The 17,728-nt window shown below is 69.5% G+C and carries 14 protein-coding genes; 1 reads left to right on the top strand and 13 read right to left on the bottom strand.

The window, feature by feature from the left end; all coding sequences use genetic code 11:
• Nucleotides 1-20 precede the first annotated feature (20 nt).
• From ftsA to ACW5E8_RS08515, 13 genes are all read right to left on the bottom strand, one after another.
• Nucleotides 21-1,256, bottom strand: a complete 1,236-nt coding sequence (gene ftsA, locus ACW5E8_RS08575) for a cell division protein FtsA (RefSeq protein ID WP_144892558.1) — start codon at nucleotides 1,254-1,256, stop codon at nucleotides 21-23.
• A complete protein-coding gene (locus ACW5E8_RS08570; protein WP_456965028.1) occupies nucleotides 1,253-1,960 on the bottom strand; it encodes a cell division protein FtsQ/DivIB in 708 nt (235 codons plus the stop codon). The genes ftsA and ACW5E8_RS08570 overlap by 4 nt, the downstream gene beginning before the upstream one ends.
• On the bottom strand, nucleotides 1,957-2,895 hold the full coding sequence (locus ACW5E8_RS08565) for a D-alanine--D-alanine ligase (protein WP_456965027.1): 939 nt from the start codon (nucleotides 2,893-2,895) through the stop codon (nucleotides 1,957-1,959). The genes ACW5E8_RS08570 and ACW5E8_RS08565 overlap by 4 nt, the downstream gene beginning before the upstream one ends.
• Nucleotides 2,892-4,346: a UDP-N-acetylmuramate--L-alanine ligase gene (murC, locus tag ACW5E8_RS08560; RefSeq protein ID WP_456965026.1), complete on the bottom strand. Its 1,455-nt coding sequence runs from the start codon at nucleotides 4,344-4,346 to the stop codon at nucleotides 2,892-2,894. The genes ACW5E8_RS08565 and murC overlap by 4 nt, the downstream gene beginning before the upstream one ends.
• The gene (gene ftsW, locus ACW5E8_RS08555) at nucleotides 4,343-5,653 is read right to left on the bottom strand and encodes a putative lipid II flippase FtsW (protein WP_456965025.1); all 1,311 of its coding nucleotides are present in this window, start codon (nucleotides 5,651-5,653) and stop codon (nucleotides 4,343-4,345) included. Before ftsW ends, murC begins: the two co-directional genes overlap by 4 nt.
• Complete coding sequence (mraY, locus tag ACW5E8_RS08550) at nucleotides 5,653-6,738, bottom strand: phospho-N-acetylmuramoyl-pentapeptide-transferase (protein WP_456965024.1); 1,086 nt, start codon at nucleotides 6,736-6,738, stop codon at nucleotides 5,653-5,655. The genes ftsW and mraY overlap by 1 nt, the downstream gene beginning before the upstream one ends.
• Entirely contained in the window at nucleotides 6,728-8,176 is a 1,449-nt protein-coding gene (locus ACW5E8_RS08545; RefSeq protein ID WP_456965023.1) for a UDP-N-acetylmuramoyl-tripeptide--D-alanyl-D-alanine ligase, read from the bottom strand. Before ACW5E8_RS08545 ends, mraY begins: the two co-directional genes overlap by 11 nt.
• On the bottom strand, nucleotides 8,173-9,648 hold the full coding sequence (locus ACW5E8_RS08540) for a UDP-N-acetylmuramoyl-L-alanyl-D-glutamate--2,6-diaminopimelate ligase (RefSeq protein WP_456965022.1): 1,476 nt from the start codon (nucleotides 9,646-9,648) through the stop codon (nucleotides 8,173-8,175). Before ACW5E8_RS08540 ends, ACW5E8_RS08545 begins: the two co-directional genes overlap by 4 nt.
• Complete coding sequence (locus ACW5E8_RS08535; protein WP_456965021.1) at nucleotides 9,645-11,492, bottom strand: peptidoglycan D,D-transpeptidase FtsI family protein; 1,848 nt, start codon at nucleotides 11,490-11,492, stop codon at nucleotides 9,645-9,647. Before ACW5E8_RS08535 ends, ACW5E8_RS08540 begins: the two co-directional genes overlap by 4 nt.
• Nucleotides 11,489-11,752 carry a cell division protein FtsL gene (gene ftsL, locus ACW5E8_RS08530; protein ID WP_456965020.1) on the bottom strand — a complete coding sequence of 88 codons (264 nt, stop codon included), beginning with the start codon at nucleotides 11,750-11,752 and terminating at the stop codon, nucleotides 11,489-11,491. The genes ACW5E8_RS08535 and ftsL overlap by 4 nt, the downstream gene beginning before the upstream one ends.
• Nucleotides 11,749-12,705: a 16S rRNA (cytosine(1402)-N(4))-methyltransferase RsmH gene (rsmH, locus tag ACW5E8_RS08525; RefSeq protein ID WP_456965019.1), complete on the bottom strand. Its 957-nt coding sequence runs from the start codon at nucleotides 12,703-12,705 to the stop codon at nucleotides 11,749-11,751. The genes ftsL and rsmH overlap by 4 nt, the downstream gene beginning before the upstream one ends.
• The gene (gene mraZ, locus ACW5E8_RS08520; RefSeq protein ID WP_456965018.1) at nucleotides 12,702-13,148 is read right to left on the bottom strand and encodes a division/cell wall cluster transcriptional repressor MraZ; all 447 of its coding nucleotides are present in this window, start codon (nucleotides 13,146-13,148) and stop codon (nucleotides 12,702-12,704) included. The genes rsmH and mraZ overlap by 4 nt, the downstream gene beginning before the upstream one ends.
• A 313-nt stretch (nucleotides 13,149-13,461) precedes the next feature.
• Nucleotides 13,462-16,356 carry a TonB-dependent receptor domain-containing protein gene (locus ACW5E8_RS08515; protein WP_456965017.1) on the bottom strand — a complete coding sequence of 965 codons (2,895 nt, stop codon included), beginning with the start codon at nucleotides 16,354-16,356 and terminating at the stop codon, nucleotides 13,462-13,464.
• A gap of 352 nt (nucleotides 16,357-16,708) precedes the next feature.
• Between ACW5E8_RS08515 and ACW5E8_RS08510 the strand changes: the two genes are divergently transcribed.
• Nucleotides 16,709-17,611 (top strand): helix-turn-helix transcriptional regulator, encoded by a 903-nt coding sequence (locus ACW5E8_RS08510; RefSeq protein WP_456965016.1) that lies wholly within the window; start codon nucleotides 16,709-16,711, stop codon nucleotides 17,609-17,611.
• Nucleotides 17,612-17,728 lie beyond the last annotated feature (117 nt).

Genomic DNA, 17,728 nt, shown 5'->3' with positions numbered 1-17,728 from the left:
CTGGATGTGCGCGCGCATGATCAGAACTCCCCGTTGAACCAGGTCTTGAGCTTCTTGAGCAGGCTGCCGGCGCGCCCCGTGGGCAGCACCGGGCGCCGCGGATGCTCGATCTGGCTGCCCATCAGCAGCAGGCCGACGCCGGTCGCGTGGACGGGGTTGTTCACCACTTCCCCCAGGCCTGTGACGTGCTGTGGGATGCCCACGCGCACCGGCATCTGCAGCATTTCCTCGGCCAGTTCGACCACGCCTTCCATCTTCGCGGCGCCGCCGGTGAGCACCATGCCGGCGCGCACGTGCTGCTCGAAGCCCGAGCGGCGCAGTTCGGCCTGCACCATCTCGAAGATCTCCTCGTAACGGGCCTGCACGGCCTGGGCCAGCGACTGGCGCGGCAAGCGACGCGGCGGACGGTCGCCGACGCTCGGGACCTGGATCGATTCTTCGCTGGTCGCCAGCTGCGCCAGCGCACAGGCGTAGCGGACCTTGATCTGCTCGGCTTCGGGCGTGGGCGTGCGCAGCATGTGCGCGATGTCCTCGGTGACCTTGTCGCCGGCGATCGGCAGGCTGGAGGTGTGGCAGATCGCGCCCTGCACGAACACCGCCAGATCGGTGGTGCCGGCGCCGATGTCGACCATCACCACGCCCAGCTCGCGCTCGTCGCTGGTGAGCACCGCGGTGCTGGAAGCCAGCGAGGACAGCACCAGGTCGTCGATCTGCAGGTCGCAGCGCTGCACGCACTTGGAGATGTTGGCCGCGGCCGACTGCGCGCAGACCACCAGGTGCGCATGCACCTCCAGGCGCACGCCTGTCATGCCGACCGGGTTGCGGATGCCTTCCTGCGAATCGTCGAGCACGTACTCGCGCGGGATCGCATGCAGGATCTTCTGGTCAGCCGGGATCGCTACCGCCTTGGCGGCGTCGAGCACGCGGTCGAGATCGCTCCAGGTCACTTCGCCGTCGCGGATCGGGACGATGCCCGGCGAGTTCTTGCACTGCACGTGGCTGCCCGAGATCGAAGCGTAGACCGAGCGGATGTCGCAGCCGGCCATCAGCTCGGCCTCCTCGATCGCGCGCTGGATCGACTGCACGGTGGACTCGATGTCGACGACCACGCCGCGCTTGAGGCCGCGCGATTCGTGGCTGCCGATGCCGATCACCTCGATCGGGTTGCCCGGCGAATACTCGCCGACCAGGGCCACCACCTTGGAGGTGCCGATGTCGAGGCCGACGATGAGGGCCTTGTCGCCTTTGCGGTTCATGTGTTGCGTTCCTCGGCCCAGGTCAGGGCGAAGCCATTCGTGTATCGGAGGTCCGCGCGCGACAGCGGCAGCTGGCGCTGGGCCAGGAGCTGCGGCAGCTGGCGTGCGAAACGGGCCATGCGGGTGCGCACCTGGTGGCTGCCGATCACCACCTCGGTGCCGTTGGACAGGACCAGGGCCCAGCTGCCGCGGCTGTCGAGCAGCAGCGCGCGCACGCCGTAGCCGGCCGGCGCGAACTGCTCGCGCGCGTCGTTGTACAGCTCGACCACGTCGCCGGCGCGGGCGTCGGGACCGTGCAGCAGCGGCAGGCCATTGGGTACCTCGATGCCCTCGGCGGGGAACACGCGGCCCTGCTGCGACAACACGTGGTCGTCGCCCCAGCGCGCGAAGGGACGGTGTTCCTGCACGCGTACTTCAAGCACGTCGGGCCAGCGCTTGCCGACCTCGGCCTGCTCGACCCAGGGCAGCACGGCCACGGCCTCGCGCGCATCATCCAGGCGCACGGCGAAGAAGCCTTGCTGCGCGTAGGGCAGCACCGCCGCGCGCACCGCATCGGGGTCGACCTGCTGCAGGTTGTCGTTGATGCGCAGCGTGCGCAGCGGCCAGCGCTCGGCGCCGATCCAGCCTTGCAGCACGGACACCACCGGCAACGCGATCAGCGCCACCGCCAGGGCCCAGGCGATGATGCGGGCGAGCGCGTTCACAGCGTCTGCTCCAGCACGCGCCAGCACAGTTCGGCGTAGTCGCAGCCAAGCTGGCCGGCGGCCTTGGGCACCAGCGAATGGCTGGTCATGCCCGGCGCGGTGTTGATTTCGATCAGCTGCAAGCCGCGCTCGCGGTCACGCATCACGTCCACGCGGCCCCAGCCGCTGCAGCCGGCGGCGCGGAATGCGTGCAGCGCGAGGGCGCGGATCGTGGCTTCGTCCTCGCCCTCGAGCCCCGGGCAGAGGTACTGCGTGTCGCCGGCGACGTACTTGGCGTGGTAGTCGTACCACTCGCCGGCGGGAACGATCCGGATCGACGGCAGCGCGACATCGCCGAGGATACCGACGGTGAGTTCGTCACCGCGCACCATCTGCTCCATCAGCAGTTCGCCGTCGTAGCCCGCGGCGAATTCGACCGCGGGCGCAAGGTCGGTCTCGGCCAGCACGCGGAACACGCCGACGCTGGAACCTTCGCTGGACGGCTTCACGAACACCGGCAGGCCAAGGCGCCGCGCGGCGGCAGTCAGGTCGGCGCCCTTGGGCAGGCGCTCGTAGCGCGGCGTGGGCAGCCCTTCGGACAGCCAGACCTGCTTGGTGCGGATCTTGTCGAGGGTGAGCGCGCAGCCGAGCACGTCGGAGCCGGTGTACGGCACGCGCAGCGCGGCAAGCAGGCCCTGCAGCACGCCGTTCTCACCGACGCCGCCGTGGAGGATGTTGAACACGCGGTCGAAGCGACCGGCCTGGAGCGCCTCGAGCATCGCCGGCACGCCGTCCACTGAGGTCGCGTCGACGCCACGCGCGCGCAGGGCCTCGAGCACGCCGGCACCGGAGTCCAGCGACACTTCCCGCTCGCTGGTGTCGCCGCCCATGAGCACGGCCACGCGCCCGAAGGCGGCGGGGTCGGTCATGCGCAGCGGGGGCAGGCGATCGCTCATGCGTCCTCCCCTTCCTGCGGGAAGCCTTCGGCCACCAGGTTCTGCGCCACCTGGCCGATGTCGCCGGCGCCCATCACCAGCAGCAGGTCGCCGTCTTCGAGGATGTCGGGCAGCACCGCGCGCAGGTCGCCGGGGCTGTTGACCACGACCGGGTCGATGCGGCCGCGGGCACGGATGGCACGCGCCAGGGCGCGGGCATCGGCGCCGGCCAGCGGCTGCTCGCCGGCGGGATAGACCTCGGTCAGCACCAGGGCGTCGACATCGGACAGCACGCCGGCGAAGTCGTCGAGCAGGTCGCGGGTGCGGCTGTAGCGGTGCGGCTGGAAGGCCACCACCAGGCGGCGCTCCGGCCAGCCGCCGCGGGCGGCTTCGAACACCGCGGCGAGTTCGCGCGGATGGTGGCCGTAATCGTCGACCAGCTGCACGGTGGCGCCGCGCGCGGTGGTGAGTTCGGCCAGGCGGTTGAAGCGGCGGCCGATGCCCTCGAACTTCGCCAAGGCCGTGCGGATCGCTTCGGGCTTCACGCCCAGCTGCCAGGCGACGGCGGCCGCGGCCAGCGCGTTCTGCACGTTGTGGCGGCCAGGCAGCGCCAGCTCCATCGGCGTGGCCGAGGCATCGGGCAGCACCAGGTCGAAGTACATGGTCGGACCGTCCTGGCGCACGTTGTCGGCGCGGACGTCGGCATCGGCGTGGAAGCCATAGGTCATGACGTGGCGCGAGACGGCGCCGGCCAGGGCCGCGACCTCGGGATCGTCGATGCACAGCACGGCCAGGCCGTAGAACGGCAGCCGGTGCAGGAACTCGGAGAAGGCCTGCTGCACGCGCGCGAAATCGCCGCCGTAGTTCTCGAGATGGTCGACGTCGATGTTGGTGACGATGGCCACCAGCGGGTTCAGGCGCAGGAAACTGCCGTCGCTTTCATCGGCCTCGGCCACCAGCCAGTCGCCGCCGCCCAGGCGCGCGTTGGCACCTGCGGCCAGCAGCTTGCCGCCGATCACGAAGGTCGGGTCGAGCCCGCCTTCGGCCAGCACGCTGGCGAGCAGCGAGGTGGTGGTGGTCTTGCCGTGGGTGCCGGCGACGGCGACGCCGCGGCGGAAGCGCATCAGTTCGGCCAGCATCTCCGCGCGCGGCACCACGGGGATGCGCTGCGCGCGCGCTTCCATCAGCTCCGGGTTGTCGGGCTGGATGGCGCTGGAAATCACCACGCAGTCGGTGCCGAGCACGTTGGCGGCCGCGTGGCCGCGGTGCACGGTGGCGCCGAGGCTCGCCAGGCGACGGGTGACCGCGCTGTCGGCGGTGTCGGAGCCCGACACCTGGTAGCCCAGCGTGCACAGCACCTCGGCGATGCCGCTCATGCCGGTGCCGCCGATGCCGATGAAGTGCACGCGCGAATGCCGCCGCGCGAAGTCGACCATCGCCACGCCGTGGGTGTCGTGGAGGCGCTGGATCATGCCTGCGCTCCCGGGTTGAGCCTGGGTTCGATGCGCTGGCGCAGGCGCGCCGTGCCGCGCGCGGCCAGCGAAGGCACCGGCTGCGCGGTCGGTGGCGGCGGCGATGCAGTGGCGGCGGGCGCGGCGGCTTCGCCGCGCAGGCGCGCGACCTGGCGCTGGGTGCGGTCGAGTTCGTAGGACACGCGCAGCAGCAGGCCCACGGCAACGCAGGTCATCATCACGCTGGACCCGCCCGAGGACACCAGTGGCAGGGTCAGGCCCTTGGTGGGCAGCAGGCCGAGGTTCACGCCGATCGACACCAGCGCCTGCAGGCTCAGCCACAGCGCGATGCCGAAAGCGATGTAGCCGGCGAAGTGGCGGCGCGTCTCCACGCAGCGCAGGCCAACCAGGAACGCACGACCAACCAGCAGCGCGTACAGGCCGATCACCAGGCACACGCCGACGAAGCCGAGCTCCTCCGCGATCACCGCGAGGATGAAATCGGTATGCGCCTCGGGCAGGTAGTTGAGCTTCTGGATCGACGCGCCCAGGCCCACGCCCCAGAACTCGCCGCGGCCCACCGCCATCAGCGCGTTGGCCAGCTGGTAGCCGCTGTTGAAGGGATCGGCGAAGGGATCCATGAAGGACGTCAGGCGGCGCATGCGGTAGGGCTCGGCGATCGCCACCAGCGCCAGCACCGGCAGCAGCGCCAGCACCGGCGCCGCCATGCGTGGCAGGTGCACGCCGCCCAGCACCAGCATGCCGGCGGTGATCGCAAGCAGCAGCGCCAGCGAACCGAAGTCGGGCTGGAACGCCAGCAGCACCATCAGCACGATGGCCACGCCGATGGGCTTGAGCATCGCGCCCCAGGTCGCGTTGACCTCGTCGCGGAAGCGCACCAGGTAGCTGGCGAGCCACACGATGTACATCACCTTCACCGCCTCGACCGCCTGGAAGTTCGACACGCCCAGGTTGATCCAGCGCTGCGCGCCGTTGACGGTGTGGCCGATGCCCGGCACGAACACCAGCAGCAGGGCCACGAAGCAGGCGACCAGCAGCGCGCGGTCGAAGCGCTCGATGGTCTTGAGTTCGGTGCGCATCACCCAGAACGCCAGGCCCGCGCCCAGCGCCATGAACACCACGTGGCGGACCAGGAAGTAGTACGGGCCGACGCCGAGCTCCTCGCCCACCGCGATCGAGCTCGAGGCCACCATCACGATGCCTAGCGCCGCCAGCGCGATCACGGCGCCGAGCATCCACGGGTCGAAGTGCCCGCCGATGGACTCGAGGCGGACGGCCTGGCTGCTGCGGTCGTGGGTCCGGTCCATCAGCGCACCTTCAAGGTGGCGAGGCCGACGAGGACCAGGATCACCGAGATGATCCAGAAGCGGACGATCACGCGCGGCTCCGGCCAGCCCTTCAGTTCGAAGTGGTGGTGGATCGGTGCCATGCGGAACACGCGCTTGCCGGTGAGCTTGAACGACGCCACCTGGATGATCACCGAGAGCGTTTCGATGACGAAGATGCCGCCCATCACCACCAGCACCAGCTCCTGGCGCACGATCACCGCGACCGTGCCGAGCACGGCGCCCAGCGCCAGCGCACCGATGTCGCCCATGAACACCATCGCCGGATAGGTGTTGAACCACAGGAAGCCCAGCCCTGCCCCTGCGATCGCGGCGCAGATGATCACCAGTTCGCCTGCGCCGGGCACGCGCGGGATCTGCAGGTATTCGGCGAACTGCGCGTGGCCGGAGGCATAGGCGAACACGCCGAGCGCGCAGGCCACCAGCACCGTGGGCATGATCGCCAGGCCGTCGAGGCCGTCGGTCAGGTTGACGGCGTTGGAGAAGCCGACGATCCAGAAGTAGGCGATCACCACGAAGGAAAGACCGGCCAGCGGCAGCGCCACGGCCTTGAAGAAGGGGATGTAGAACGTGGTCGCCGCCGGGGTGTCGGCGGTGTAAAGCAGGAACAGGCCGGCGGCGAGGCCGAAGATCGACTGCAGCAGGTACTTCGTGCGCGAGCGCATGCCGTTGGGATCGCGCTTCACGATCTTGATCCAGTCGTCCCACCAGCCGATGGCACCGAAGGCCACCATCACCAGCAACACCACCCAGACATAGCGGTTGCGCAGGTCGCCCCAGAGCAGGGTCGATGCGAGCACGGTGAGCAGGATCAGGCCACCGCCCATGGTCGGCGTGCCGGCCTTGGAGAAGTGCGTCTGCGGGCCGTCCTGGCGGATCGGCTGGCCGCCCTTGTACTGGGCGAGCTTGCGGATCACCGCGGGGCCCCACCACAGCGACAGGAAGAGTGCGGTAAGCGCCGCAAGGATGCCGCGGAAGGTGAGGTAGCCGAACAGGCCGAACAGGCCTTCGAGCTGCTCCAGCCAGCGCGTGAGTTCAAGCAGCATCGGTATCGACTCCTTCCAGCAGCGTGCGGACCACGCGATCCATCGCGCTGCCGCGCGACCCCTTGACCAGCACCGTGGGCCCGGCCCCTGTGGGAACAGCCCCTGTGGGAGCGGCTACAGCCGCGACGTCGGCGGCGCCAATCGCGGCTTTAGCCGCTCCCACAAGGGCGGCCCGCACCGCGGCGGCGAGTTCCTCGTGCGTGGCGAAGACCTCCCCGCCCGCGCCAAACGATTCGGCCGCCTTCGCCGCGAGCTCACCCAGCGCGAATACCCGCACCACGCCGGTTTCGCGGGCGCGACGTCCCGCGGCTTCGTGCAGCGCGACGGCATCCACGCCCAGCTCGCGCATGTCGCCCAGCACCAGCCAGCCGCCACCGCGCGATGTCGCGAGGGTGTCGATGGCCGCGGCGAGCGAGCCGGGATTCGCGTTGTAGCTGTCGTCCACCAGCCACGCGCCGCCCGGCAGGCGGTGGCGCACCAGGCGGCCTTCCACCGGACGCGCGCCGGTGAGGCCTTCGGCGATGGCCGCGAGCGGCGCATTGCAGGCGAGCGCCAGCGCGGCTGCGGCCATGGCGTTGGCGACGTTGTGGCGACCGGGCAGCGACAGCGACACGGCGACCTCGCCGGCGGGCGTGACCAGGGTGAACTCGCTGCCGTCCTCATGCAGGGCGATGTCGCGCGCGGTCACGTCGGCGCGGGCGCCAAAGCCGAAGCGCAACAGGCGCCGGCCGTGCGCGCGCTCGGCGAAGAAGGATTCGAAGGCATCGTCGGCGTTGATCACCGCGGTGCCGTCCGCGGGCAGCGCGTCGTAGATCGCGGCCTTGGTATCGGCGACGTTGGCCAGGCTGCCCATGCGCTCCAGGTGCGCCGGCGCGATGTTGTTGACCAGGGCCACGCGCGGACGCGCGATGGCGGCCAGGTAGGCGATGTCACCGGGCTTGCCCGCGCCCATTTCGTACACGGCGAAGCGCGCGTCGTCGTCGGCATCGATGATCGCCAGCGGCAGGCCGATCTCGTTGTTGCGGTTGCCGGGGCTGGCAGTCACCGTGGCAACGCGGCGCAGGATCGAAAGCACCAGCTCCTTGACGCTGGTCTTGCCGTTGCTGCCGGTGATCGCGACCACGTCCTGATCGACGCGCAAGGCCTGCAGCGCCGCGGCCAGCGAGCCCAGGGCTTCGACGGTATCGCCGACCACCACCTGCGGCAGCGCGGCATCGAGCGGGCGCGAGACCAGGGCAGCCGCTGCGCCCTTGGACGCCGCCGCGACCACGTGTTCGTGGCCGTCGAAGTTCTCGCCAGCGATCGCCACGAACAGCGGTGCACGGCTGCCGGCCGACAGCGTGCGGCTGTCGGTCACGATCGCGTCGACCTCGCGGTCCGCGCCCTGCAGGCGGCCGTTGCAGGCCTGGGCGATGCGCGAGAGCACGAGTGCCTTCATGCCCGCGCTCCCAGCGCGCGCTGCGCCACGTCGCGATCGTCGAAGGGATGACGCACGCCGTCGATCTCCTGGTAGGGCTCGTGGCCCTTGCCTGCGACCAGCACGATGTCGCCGGGGCCGGCGGCGCCAACAGCACGTTCGATCGCGGTGGCACGATCGCGCTCGACGGTCACGGTGGCGGGATCGCTGAAGCCGGCCAGGATGTCGGCGACGATGGCGTTGCCGTCTTCGCCGCGCGGATTGTCGTCGGTGACCACCACGGCATCGGCGCCCTGTTCCGCCGCGGCCGCCATTTCGGGGCGCTTGCCGCGGTCGCGCTCGCCGCCGCAGCCGAAGACGCAGGTGATGCGCCCGGCGGCATGCGCGCGCACGCTCGCCAGCGCCTGCTCGAGTGCGTCGGGCGTGTGCGCATAGTCGACCACCACCAGCGGCTGGCCGTCGTGGCCGCCAAGGCGGTTCATGCGACCGGCGATGGGCTGCAGCTGGCCGAGCACGCGGGCGATGTCCGCCGCGCCGATGCCCTGCGCATGCAGCACGCCGGCGACGGCCAGCAGGTTCTCGATGTTGAAACGGCCAAGCAGCGGCGAGCGCACCGGATGCAACTCGCGGCCGACGCGCAGGTCGAACCCGATCCCCGCGCCATCGAGCACGATGGCCGACGCAGCGACGGCCGCGGCATCGGCGTCCCGCGCGCTCGTGCCAATACGCTGAAGGCCATCGGGCAGGCGCGCGAAGAGTTCACGGCCGAAGCCGTCGTCGATGTTCACCACCGCCGCAACCAGGCCCGGCACCGAGAACAGGCGTTCCTTGGCGGCACCGTAGGTGGCCATGTCGCCGTGGTAATCGAGATGGTCGCGGGTGAGGTTGGTGAACACGCCGACCTGGAAGTGCACCGCGTCCACGCGGCCCTGGTCGAGCGCGTGCGAACTGGTTTCCATCGCCACCGCATGCGCGCCGGCGTCGCGTAGCTCGGCGAGCAGCGCGTGCACCTGCAGCACCAGCGGCGTGGTGAAGCCGGTTGGGCGCACGTCGCCGTGCAGGCCGGCGCCCAGCGTGCCGATGGTGGCGGCGCGGCGGCCGAGCAGCTCCCAGGCCTGGGCGAGCAGCTGCACGGTGGAGGTCTTGCCGTTGGTGCCGGTGACCGCGACCGTCGCCATCGCCGCCGACGGGCGGCCGTGGAATTCGTCGGCCATGGTGCCCATGCGCGCGCGCAGACCGGGCACTGCGATGGCGCCCGGCGGAGGCGCCGGCACGTCGGCGGGCACAGGCGGCTCATACATCACCGCCGCGGCGCCGTCGGCCAGCGCGCGCTCGGCGAAGTGCAGGCCGTGCGTGCCGAAGCCGCCGATCGCGACAAAGCCGTCGCCCGGACGCACCGCGCGGCTGTCGAGCACCAGGCCCGAAACTTCGAGCCCGGCCGGCACGTCGGCTACGTCCGGCAGCAGCTCGCGAAGCGCCATCTGGCGGCTCACTGGCCACCTCCCGACGGCGGAGGCGTGGATACGGCTGCGCCTGCGGAGGCACGCGTGGATCCTGCCGCGGGGGCAACCGCAACGCGCGGCGCGTTGCGTGCGCGTTCCTTCGCCTGCTGCTTCGCCTGCTCGGCCAGCCAGGTCTCGATGTCGTCGGGCGGCACGTCCATCAGGCGCAGCGCGCCGTCCATCGTGGTCTGGAACACCGGCGCCGACACCAGGCCGCCATAGATGCCCTTGGCCGGATCCGGATCGTCGATCACCACCACCATCGCGAAGCGCGGGTTCTCCACCGGCACCACGCCGGCGAAGAAGGAGACATAGCGGCGCGAGTAGCCGCCGCCGGATGCCTTGCGCGCGGTGCCGGTCTTGCCGGCGACGTGGTAGCCGGGAATCGCCGCCTGGATGGCGGTGCCACCGGGCTCGGTGACCGTCTGCATCATGCGCAGCACGGTGTCGGCGATCTCGGCGGAGATCACCTGTCGCGATTCCGAATGCTGGCCCTTGACCAGGGTCGGCTGCACCGCCCGGCCGTGGTTGGCGAGGGTGGCGTAGGAATGGGCGATCTGCAGCGGCGTCGCCGACAGTCCATAGCCGTAGCTCATCGTCTGCTTGGTGGTGCCGCTCCAGCTGGCGGCCGGCTGCAGCAGGCCCGACGCTTCGCCCGGAAAGCCGCTGCCGGTGCTCTTGCCGTAGCCCAGCCGCGACAGGAAATCGTGGAAGTACTGGTTGTCCAGCTTCTGCACGATCATCGAGGTGCCGATGTTGGAGCTCTTGGTGATCACGCCCGTGGTGTCGAGCACGCCCAAATTGCGGTGGTCGGTGGTGCGGTAGCGCCCGTTGGGAATCCAGCCCGGGTTGGTGTCGAAGATCGTGTTCACGGTGATCACGCCGGCCTCGAGCCCGGCGGCCACGGTGATCGGCTTGATCGTTGAACCGGGCTCGATCAGGTCGGTGACCGCACGGTTGCGGCGCGCATCGCGGTGCTCGCCGGTGACCGCGTTGGGATTGAACGTGGGCAGGTTGGCCATGGCGAGGATCTCGCCGGTGGCGATGTCGAGCACCACGGCGGATCCCGCGACCGCGCCGGTGCGCTGCAGCGTGGCGCGCAGCTCGCGGTGCGCGAGGTACTGGATGCGGCGGTCGATGCTGAGCGTGAGGTCCTTGCCCGGCTGTGCGGCGCGCACCAGGTCGACGTTCTCGACGATGCGGCCGCGGCGGTCGCGGATCACCTTCTGCGCGCCCGGGATGCCGCTCAGCCATTCGTCGAACGCGAGCTCCACGCCTTCCTGGCCGGCATCGTCGATGTTGGTGAAGCCGAGCACGTGCGCCAGCGCCTCGCCCTGCGGATAGAAGCGGCGAAACTCGCGCTGCGAGAACACGCCCGGGACCTTGTGCGCGAGGATCTGCTGCGCTTCGCTGGGATTGATGCGGCGCTTGAGGTAGACGAACTCCTTGTCCGCACGCTGCGCCAGGCGGCGCTCCAGATGGTCCAGCGGCACGCCCAGGGCCTCGGCCAGCTGCGGCAGGCGCTCGGGCGTTTTGAGCAGCTCCTGGGGATTGCCCCAGACGCTGTCCACCGGCGACGACACCGCCAGCGGCTCCCCGTTGCGGTCGGTGATCATGCCGCGCGAGGTCGGGATCGGGATCTCACGCAGGAAGCGCGAGTCGGCCTTCTGCTGGTAGTAGGCGTTGTCGATCAGCTGCAGGTCGACCGCGCGCGCCACCAGCACGACGCCGCAGACGCCCAGAACGCCCACCACCAGCTTCAGCCGGCCGCGCAGGTCGAACTGCGCGCGGCCGCGGGGGCGCACGGTGCCGTTGCGGTCGCGACGGAACTTCATGGCCGCACCACCACGATGTCCCCGGCTTCCGGGAACTTCATGCCCAGGCGCATGCGCGCGACATGGTCGATGCGGTTGGCCTCGGCCCAGGTCGCCTGCTCGATCTGCAGGCGGCCGAAGTCGATGTTGAGCTCGTCGCGCTCGTCGACCAGGCGGGTCAGCTCCACGAACAGCTGGCGGTGCTGGTGGCGCGCGTGCACGACGCCGATCGCGGCGAGCACGTTGGCGATCAGCAGCACGACGACCAGGAAGCGGGTCATGGTCGCGCCTCCAACTTTTCGGCCACGCGCAGCACGGCGCTGCGCGCGCGCGGATTGCCGGCCAGCTCGTCGGAGCCGGCCCGGATCGCGCCGCCGACGTCGCGCAGCGTGGGTACGAAGGGCGCGGCCTCGGGCAGGCGACGGTTGCCGGCCGGCGGCTTGGCGCGGGCGGCGATGAAACGCTTGGCGATGCGGTCTTCCAGCGAGTGGAAGCTGATCACCGCCAGGCGGCCGCCCGGGCGCAGGGCGGCCTGGGCAGCTTCAAGGCCGGCTTCCAGGTCGGCCAGTTCGCGGTTGATGTGGATGCGGATGCCCTGGAAGGAGCGCGTGGCCGGGTGGATCTCGTGGCGGCCGGGCTTCGGCCGCGGCATCACCGAGGCGATGAGCTCGGCCAGCTCGGAGGTGCGCGTGATCGGCGCCTGGGCGCGGCGCTCGACGATCGTGCGGGCGATGCGGCGGCTCATGCGCTCCTCGCCATAGGTCCAGAGCACGTCGGCGATCTCGTCGGCGGAGGCGCGCGCAAGCCAGTCGGCGGCGCTTTCGCCGGAATCGGGATCCATGCGCATGTCCAGCGGGCCGTCCTTGCCGAAGCTGAAGCCGCGCGCGGCGACGTCGAGCTGGGGCGAGGACACGCCGAGGTCGAACAGCACGCCGTCCAGGCCGTCGCTGACTGCGTCCCAGTGGCCGAGGTCGGCGAAGCTGCCGCGGCGGATCGACACGCGCGGATCGGCCCCGAACTCCTGTTCGGCAACGGCGATCGCTTCGGGATCCTTGTCCATGACCAGCAGCCGGCCTCCGCTCCCAAGCGCCTCCAGCACGCCGCGCGCGTGGCCGCCGCGGCCGAAGGTGCCATCCAGGTAGGTTCCGTCCCCACGCACGAGCAGCCCTTCCATGACCTGCTTGAACAAGACCGGAAGGTGCGCGGAGCGGGCATCCGCGGCACCCGCGGTCACAACTGCAGCCCGTCCAGTTCGTCGCCGAAATCGTCGTCGCCCAGCGGCGTCTCGATCTGCGTGCGATGTGCCTGTTCGCTCCAGAGTTCGAACTTGTCGCCCATCCCCAGCAGCACGGCCTTCTTTTCAATGCCGATGGCGTTGCGGTGGCTGGCCGGGATCGAGACGCGGCCGTTGCCGTCGGGCTCGACCACCGTCGCCGCACCAACCAGCTTCAGCTGCAGGGCGCGATGGGCCTTCTTGACCTTGGGCAGCTTGTTGACGCCATCGCGCACCTGTTCCCAGGCGGCGTACGGGTAGATGTAGAGCGAGCCCTTCTCGAAGGGGTTGTAGGTGATCACCAGCCGATTGCCGAATTCGGACGCGACGATGTCCCGGTAGCTGGTCGGAATCGCCAGCCGTCCCTTGTCGTCGATCGTGATGGCGTGCTCGCCCTGCAACACTTGCGCCTACCCACTCCATACCCGTCTGCGGCGGGCTTCATTGCTAGGAAAAACCACGATATTCCCGGTCTTCCCACGCAACGCCACCTTAGGAGTGCTCCACACCCTTGTCAACAACTGGCAGCGGGAATTTTCATCAGGCAGGTCAATGACTTGCGCAACACTTCAGAGACTTGTTCAAGCTTTATCCACAAGCTGCTGTTTAGTCTCAAATTTTGAGAACCACCACGTGGTCTTCACCTGAACCGTGCCTGCGCGCACAAAAAAGCCGGGGCCCCTTGCGGGACCCCGGCCGGTGTCACCCCAGCGCCGATCAGAAGCGCTGCTGGTACTTCATGAACACGAAGCGGCCAAGGTCGAAGCCGCCGTAGTAGGCGAAGTTCGAGTTCGGCTGGTCGAACGCCGGCGCCGCGTAGTGGTTGAACACGTTGTTGGCACCCACCGCCACGGTCGCGTTCCACGGGGTCTTCACCGCGAACTGGACGTCGTGGAAGGTGTTCGAGCCGGTCTGGTTCATCGGGACGTTCTGGCCCTGGGTGTCAGGCGCCGCGTAGTCCGGGATGTTGCAGATCGAATCGAAGTAGCACTCTTCCTTCATCGAGGAGTAGTAGCGCATGCCCCAGTTCGCCGAGTACGCGCCCTGCTCCCAGTTCAGGTTCAGGTTCGAGCGCAGGCGGAAGTTGCCGCCGAAGCTCACGTACACCGACTCCGGCGTGGTGGCCTCGTTGGTGGTCTTCAGGTTGTTCTTGCTGACGTAGGTGTTCTGCCAGGTCGCGCCGAAGTTGCCGTAACCCGTCTGCACGCGGTAGGCCACGTCGAAGTCGAAGCCTTCCGTCTCCTGGTAGCCGGCGTTGCGCAGGCCATAGGTGAGGTCGTTGACGATGCCGGTGTTCGCGTCACGAGTGAAGCCCGAGCAGCGCGACTCGATCAGCGCGATGTAGCAGTCGCTGAGCATCTGGTTCGGGCTGTCGGACACCAGGGTGTTCTCGATGGTGATGTTCCACCAGTCGAGCGTCAGGCTCAGGCCTTCCACGTACGACGGGCTGTAGACCAGGCCGATCGTCTTGGACTCGGAGGTTTCCGGCGACAGCAGCGCGTTGGAGCCGCTGGTGAACGGCACCGGCGTCTGCGCCGCGGGACCGTCGGTCGGGGTGAAGCCCTGCTGCAGCTGGCGGTAGTCCGCCGCCACGTCCTGCAGGCAGCGCTGCGAGCCGGCCGCGGTACCGTATTCGCTGTCGCAGGGATCGCGGAAGCCGGTGGTGAAGGTCTGCGAGCCGCCGCCGTACAGGTCGGAGATCGTCGGCGCGCGGAAGCCCTCGGCCCAGGTGCCGCGGACCAGCAGGTCGTTCATCGGACGCCACTTCACGCCGAACTTGTTGTTGGTGGTGTCACCGAAGGTGCTGAAGTCCGAGTAGCGGCTGGCGACGTTGAAGCTCAGCTCCTGCGCGAACGCCATGTCGGCCAGGACCGGCACGTTCAGCTCGACGTAGAACTCGTCGACGTCGTACTCGCCGTAGGTCGGACCGGCGGCCAGGTTGGTCGAGTCGCCCGACTGCGAGATCGCGTCCGGGGTGTAACCGCCCTGCTCCTTGCGGTACTCGTAGCCCACCGCGAAGCCGAGGTCACCGGCCGGCAGGGTCACGATGGAACCCGCAAGGTTGGCGAAGTAGCTGGTGGTCTCGGTTTCGCCCAGCGCGTGCTCCTGCTTGAACAGGTAGGCGCGCACGGCTTCGTCGTCGAGCGAGTTGGCGACCGCGCCGGTGCCGAAGCCCGCAAAGGGGTTCCACGGCGTGCAGCCGGCGATCACTGCGCCCGGGGTGCCGCAGACCACGTTGCCGGCGTCGTCCATGAACGACGGACCCACGGCATTGCGGACGTTGGGGATGTAGAAGTTGCCGTTGCTGATCTTGGTCAGCTCGTTCTTGTTGTACAGGTAGCCGGCATCCCAGTCGAAGTAGCGGTCACCGACCTGGAACGCGCCGTCCAGGCCCGCCGTGAAGCGCCAGGTGGTGAGCTCGGATTCGGTGGTGCGCGGGTTTTCCCAGCCGCGGCGGCGCCAGTCGACGGCGCGGCCGTCATCGAGCGGGTTGAAGTAGCTGTCGGCGGACATCGCCGCGCCGAGCGCGGTCGACTGCACCGGGTAGCCCGCGATCTGCGAGTTGGCGACGCGATTGTTGTAGCCGATGTCGGTCGAGAAGCGGACGTTGTCGGTCAGGTCGTACTGGCCATTGACGTACAGCGAGCGGCGCTCCAGGGGCGTCAGCACGTGCATCTGCTGCGCGGCGTTGCTCATGTCGTCGTCGGTCTGCGGGTGGAACGCGTCCGAACCGATGGTGTCGCCACCGCGGTTGGGGGCGTACCAGGCGGCATCCATCGGGATGGTCTTGCCCTTGTCGTCAAGCTGCGGCGTGCCATCGGGGTTGCGCTTGATCAGGCCGCTGTTGGCGTTGTAGTTGCCCCACTGGCCGACCGGGCTGAGGCTGTGCTGCGGGAAGCCCGGGTAGGAGTCACGGCTGAACCAGCGGTCGCGGGCCCAGACGCCGTCTTCCTTGTGGTATTCGGCGGCAAGGGTGAGCGAGCCGCGGTCACCGGACATGCCCATGATGAAGTCGTAGCTTTCCTTCGCGCCGTCGCCATCGCCGAACTGGCCGTAATAGGCATTGGCCTCGGCGCCGTCGAAGTTCTTGCGGGTGATGATGTTGACCACGCCGGCCATCGCGTCGGAGCCGTAGATCGACGACGCGCCGTCCTTCAGGATCTCGATGCGGTCGACCATGACCGACGGGATCGAGGACACGTCCTGCAGGCCGTCGGTGGTGATGCCCAGGCGCTTGCCGTTCACCAGCACCAGCGTACGGTTGGCGCCGAGGTTGCGCAGGTCGATGTACTGGCCGCCGACCGCTTCACCGGAGGCGAGGGCCTCGGAGCGGCTGATCGCCGGGGAACCGGCGGCGGTCATGTTCTGGAGGATGTCGGCGACCGTGCGGAAGCCCTGGCCCTCGATGTCGGCGCGGCTGATGGTCAGCACCGGCTGCGCCGTCTCCATGTCGACCTGGCGGATACGCGAACCGGTGACCTCGATGCGATCAAGCGTCGTGGCGGAGGCAGTGTCCGTGGCGTCCTGCGCGAACGCGGGCAGCGAGACCGCCAGGGTCGCGCCAGCGAGCAGCGACGTGCGGATGGCGTCCCGCAGCAAACTTGTCTTCATGAGTACTCCAAAAATCTTTGGTTGATGAGTGCGAACAGTTAAAGCGTCGTTAAGAAAGCCGACCGGTCGACATTAGGGAGGGGCTGCCGTCCCCGGGTGCTCGCGCTGTCGCTTCGGCGTGCCCGAAATCGCCATCCGGCCCGATCCGGGGCATTTGTCACCGGCCGTTCATGAGCTTTTGAGAGGCCCCGCCACCCGCCGGCGACGCGACCGTGGCGCGCGTCCACGAGGCCACCAGATGCGCTCCAGGCCAGCGCCCATGCGGGGTTTCGTCGAAACGTCATCGATACGTCCTGCCGGAAGTCGAAACGTCCGCGCGGCTTCGCGACTTCGGGCACGCGGAGCCGCAGCCTTGGGCACGTACTTCAGCGACAGGGGGCAAGACGTGGTGGAAGTGAAGTTCTGGCGTGCCGGACAGGGCAGTGGCATCGACCTGACCAGCGCCGATGGCGTGCATTGCGTACGCGGCTCCGCCCGTGGCAGCCATGTCCTGGTCGCGGCGGGAGCCCCCTCGCTGTGGTGCGTGCTGCGCGGCAGCGTGGAAGTGGGCAGTCCGGATGGACCCTACCGGGTGCGGCGCCGCCAGTTCCTGGCCCTGCCGGCCGGCACCGCCGTGCGCGGGGTGGGTCGTGACGGCGCGGACTGGGTGGCCCTGGCGCTGCCGCCGCCCGCGGTCACCGCGATCCTGCGCGGCGTGGGCGTGCACCGGGGTCCCGGCCCGCTGCTGTTTCCTTCCGTCATGCCGATGGATCGCGCCCTGGTGCGCGCCGTGGTCGCGCTCGCACGCCAGGCCAATGAGGCTGCCCCGAGGGCGGCGCTGGACATTGTGCTGGGGGGCGTCCTGCAGGCTGCGCGCGATGCCCAGGCGCCCACCCGTGGCTGGGTGGCGCGCGCCAGCGGCCGCACCGAAGGCCACCGCCGGCAGACCGTGCAGCGGCTGCTCAGTGCCCGCAACCGGATCCTCAACTCGCCATTCGAGGGCAGCGATCTCGACAGCCTCGCCGCGGCGGCGCGCTACTCGAAGTCGCACTTCCTGCGCAGCTTCCGCGACGTGTTCGGGATCACCCCGCACGACCTGGTGATCCAGACGCGGATGGAACTGGCCAAGGACCTGATCGCCAACAGCGACCTGGCGATCTCGGAAGTCGCGGCCAGCGTCGGCTATGAAAGCCGGTTCGCGTTCGCACGGTCGTTCAAGAAGTGCGTCGGCCTCACCGCGACCCGCTTCCGGCAGGACCTCTCCGAAGCCGCCTGAACAGGCGCCGTAAAGCTGCCCGCCAGCTACGCGGCGCTACACTGTGCCGCCATATGACGCTCCGCGGCGCTCCGCGCAGCCCGCCCGCGCTTGCGCCCGGCGGGTTCGCCGCCGCGG

The organism is Luteimonas sp. A649, assembly GCF_054072735.1.
Note: the sequence above shows the minus strand (reverse complement) of the source record. Positions and strands in the feature narration are given on the sequence as shown.

Bases quoted from the DNA above. Each gene is read 5' to 3' on its own strand.
- ftsA (WP_144892558.1), bottom strand. From the start codon at position 1,256: ATGAACCGCAAAGGCGACAAGGCCCTCATCGTCGGCCTCGACATCGGC.
- ACW5E8_RS08565 (WP_456965027.1), bottom strand. From the start codon at position 2,895: ATGAGCGATCGCCTGCCCCCGCTGCGCATGACCGACCCCGCCGCCTTC.
- murC (WP_456965026.1), bottom strand. From the start codon at position 4,346: ATGATCCAGCGCCTCCACGACACCCACGGCGTGGCGATGGTCGACTTC.
- ftsW (WP_456965025.1), bottom strand. From the start codon at position 5,653: ATGGACCGGACCCACGACCGCAGCAGCCAGGCCGTCCGCCTCGAGTCC.
- mraY (WP_456965024.1), bottom strand. From the start codon at position 6,738: ATGCTGCTTGAACTCACGCGCTGGCTGGAGCAGCTCGAAGGCCTGTTC.
- ACW5E8_RS08545 (WP_456965023.1), bottom strand. From the start codon at position 8,176: ATGAAGGCACTCGTGCTCTCGCGCATCGCCCAGGCCTGCAACGGCCGC.
- ACW5E8_RS08535 (WP_456965021.1), bottom strand. From the start codon at position 11,492: ATGAAGTTCCGTCGCGACCGCAACGGCACCGTGCGCCCCCGCGGCCGC.
- ftsL (WP_456965020.1), bottom strand. From the start codon at position 11,752: ATGACCCGCTTCCTGGTCGTCGTGCTGCTGATCGCCAACGTGCTCGCC.
- ACW5E8_RS08515 (WP_456965017.1), bottom strand. From the start codon at position 16,356: ATGAAGACAAGTTTGCTGCGGGACGCCATCCGCACGTCGCTGCTCGCT.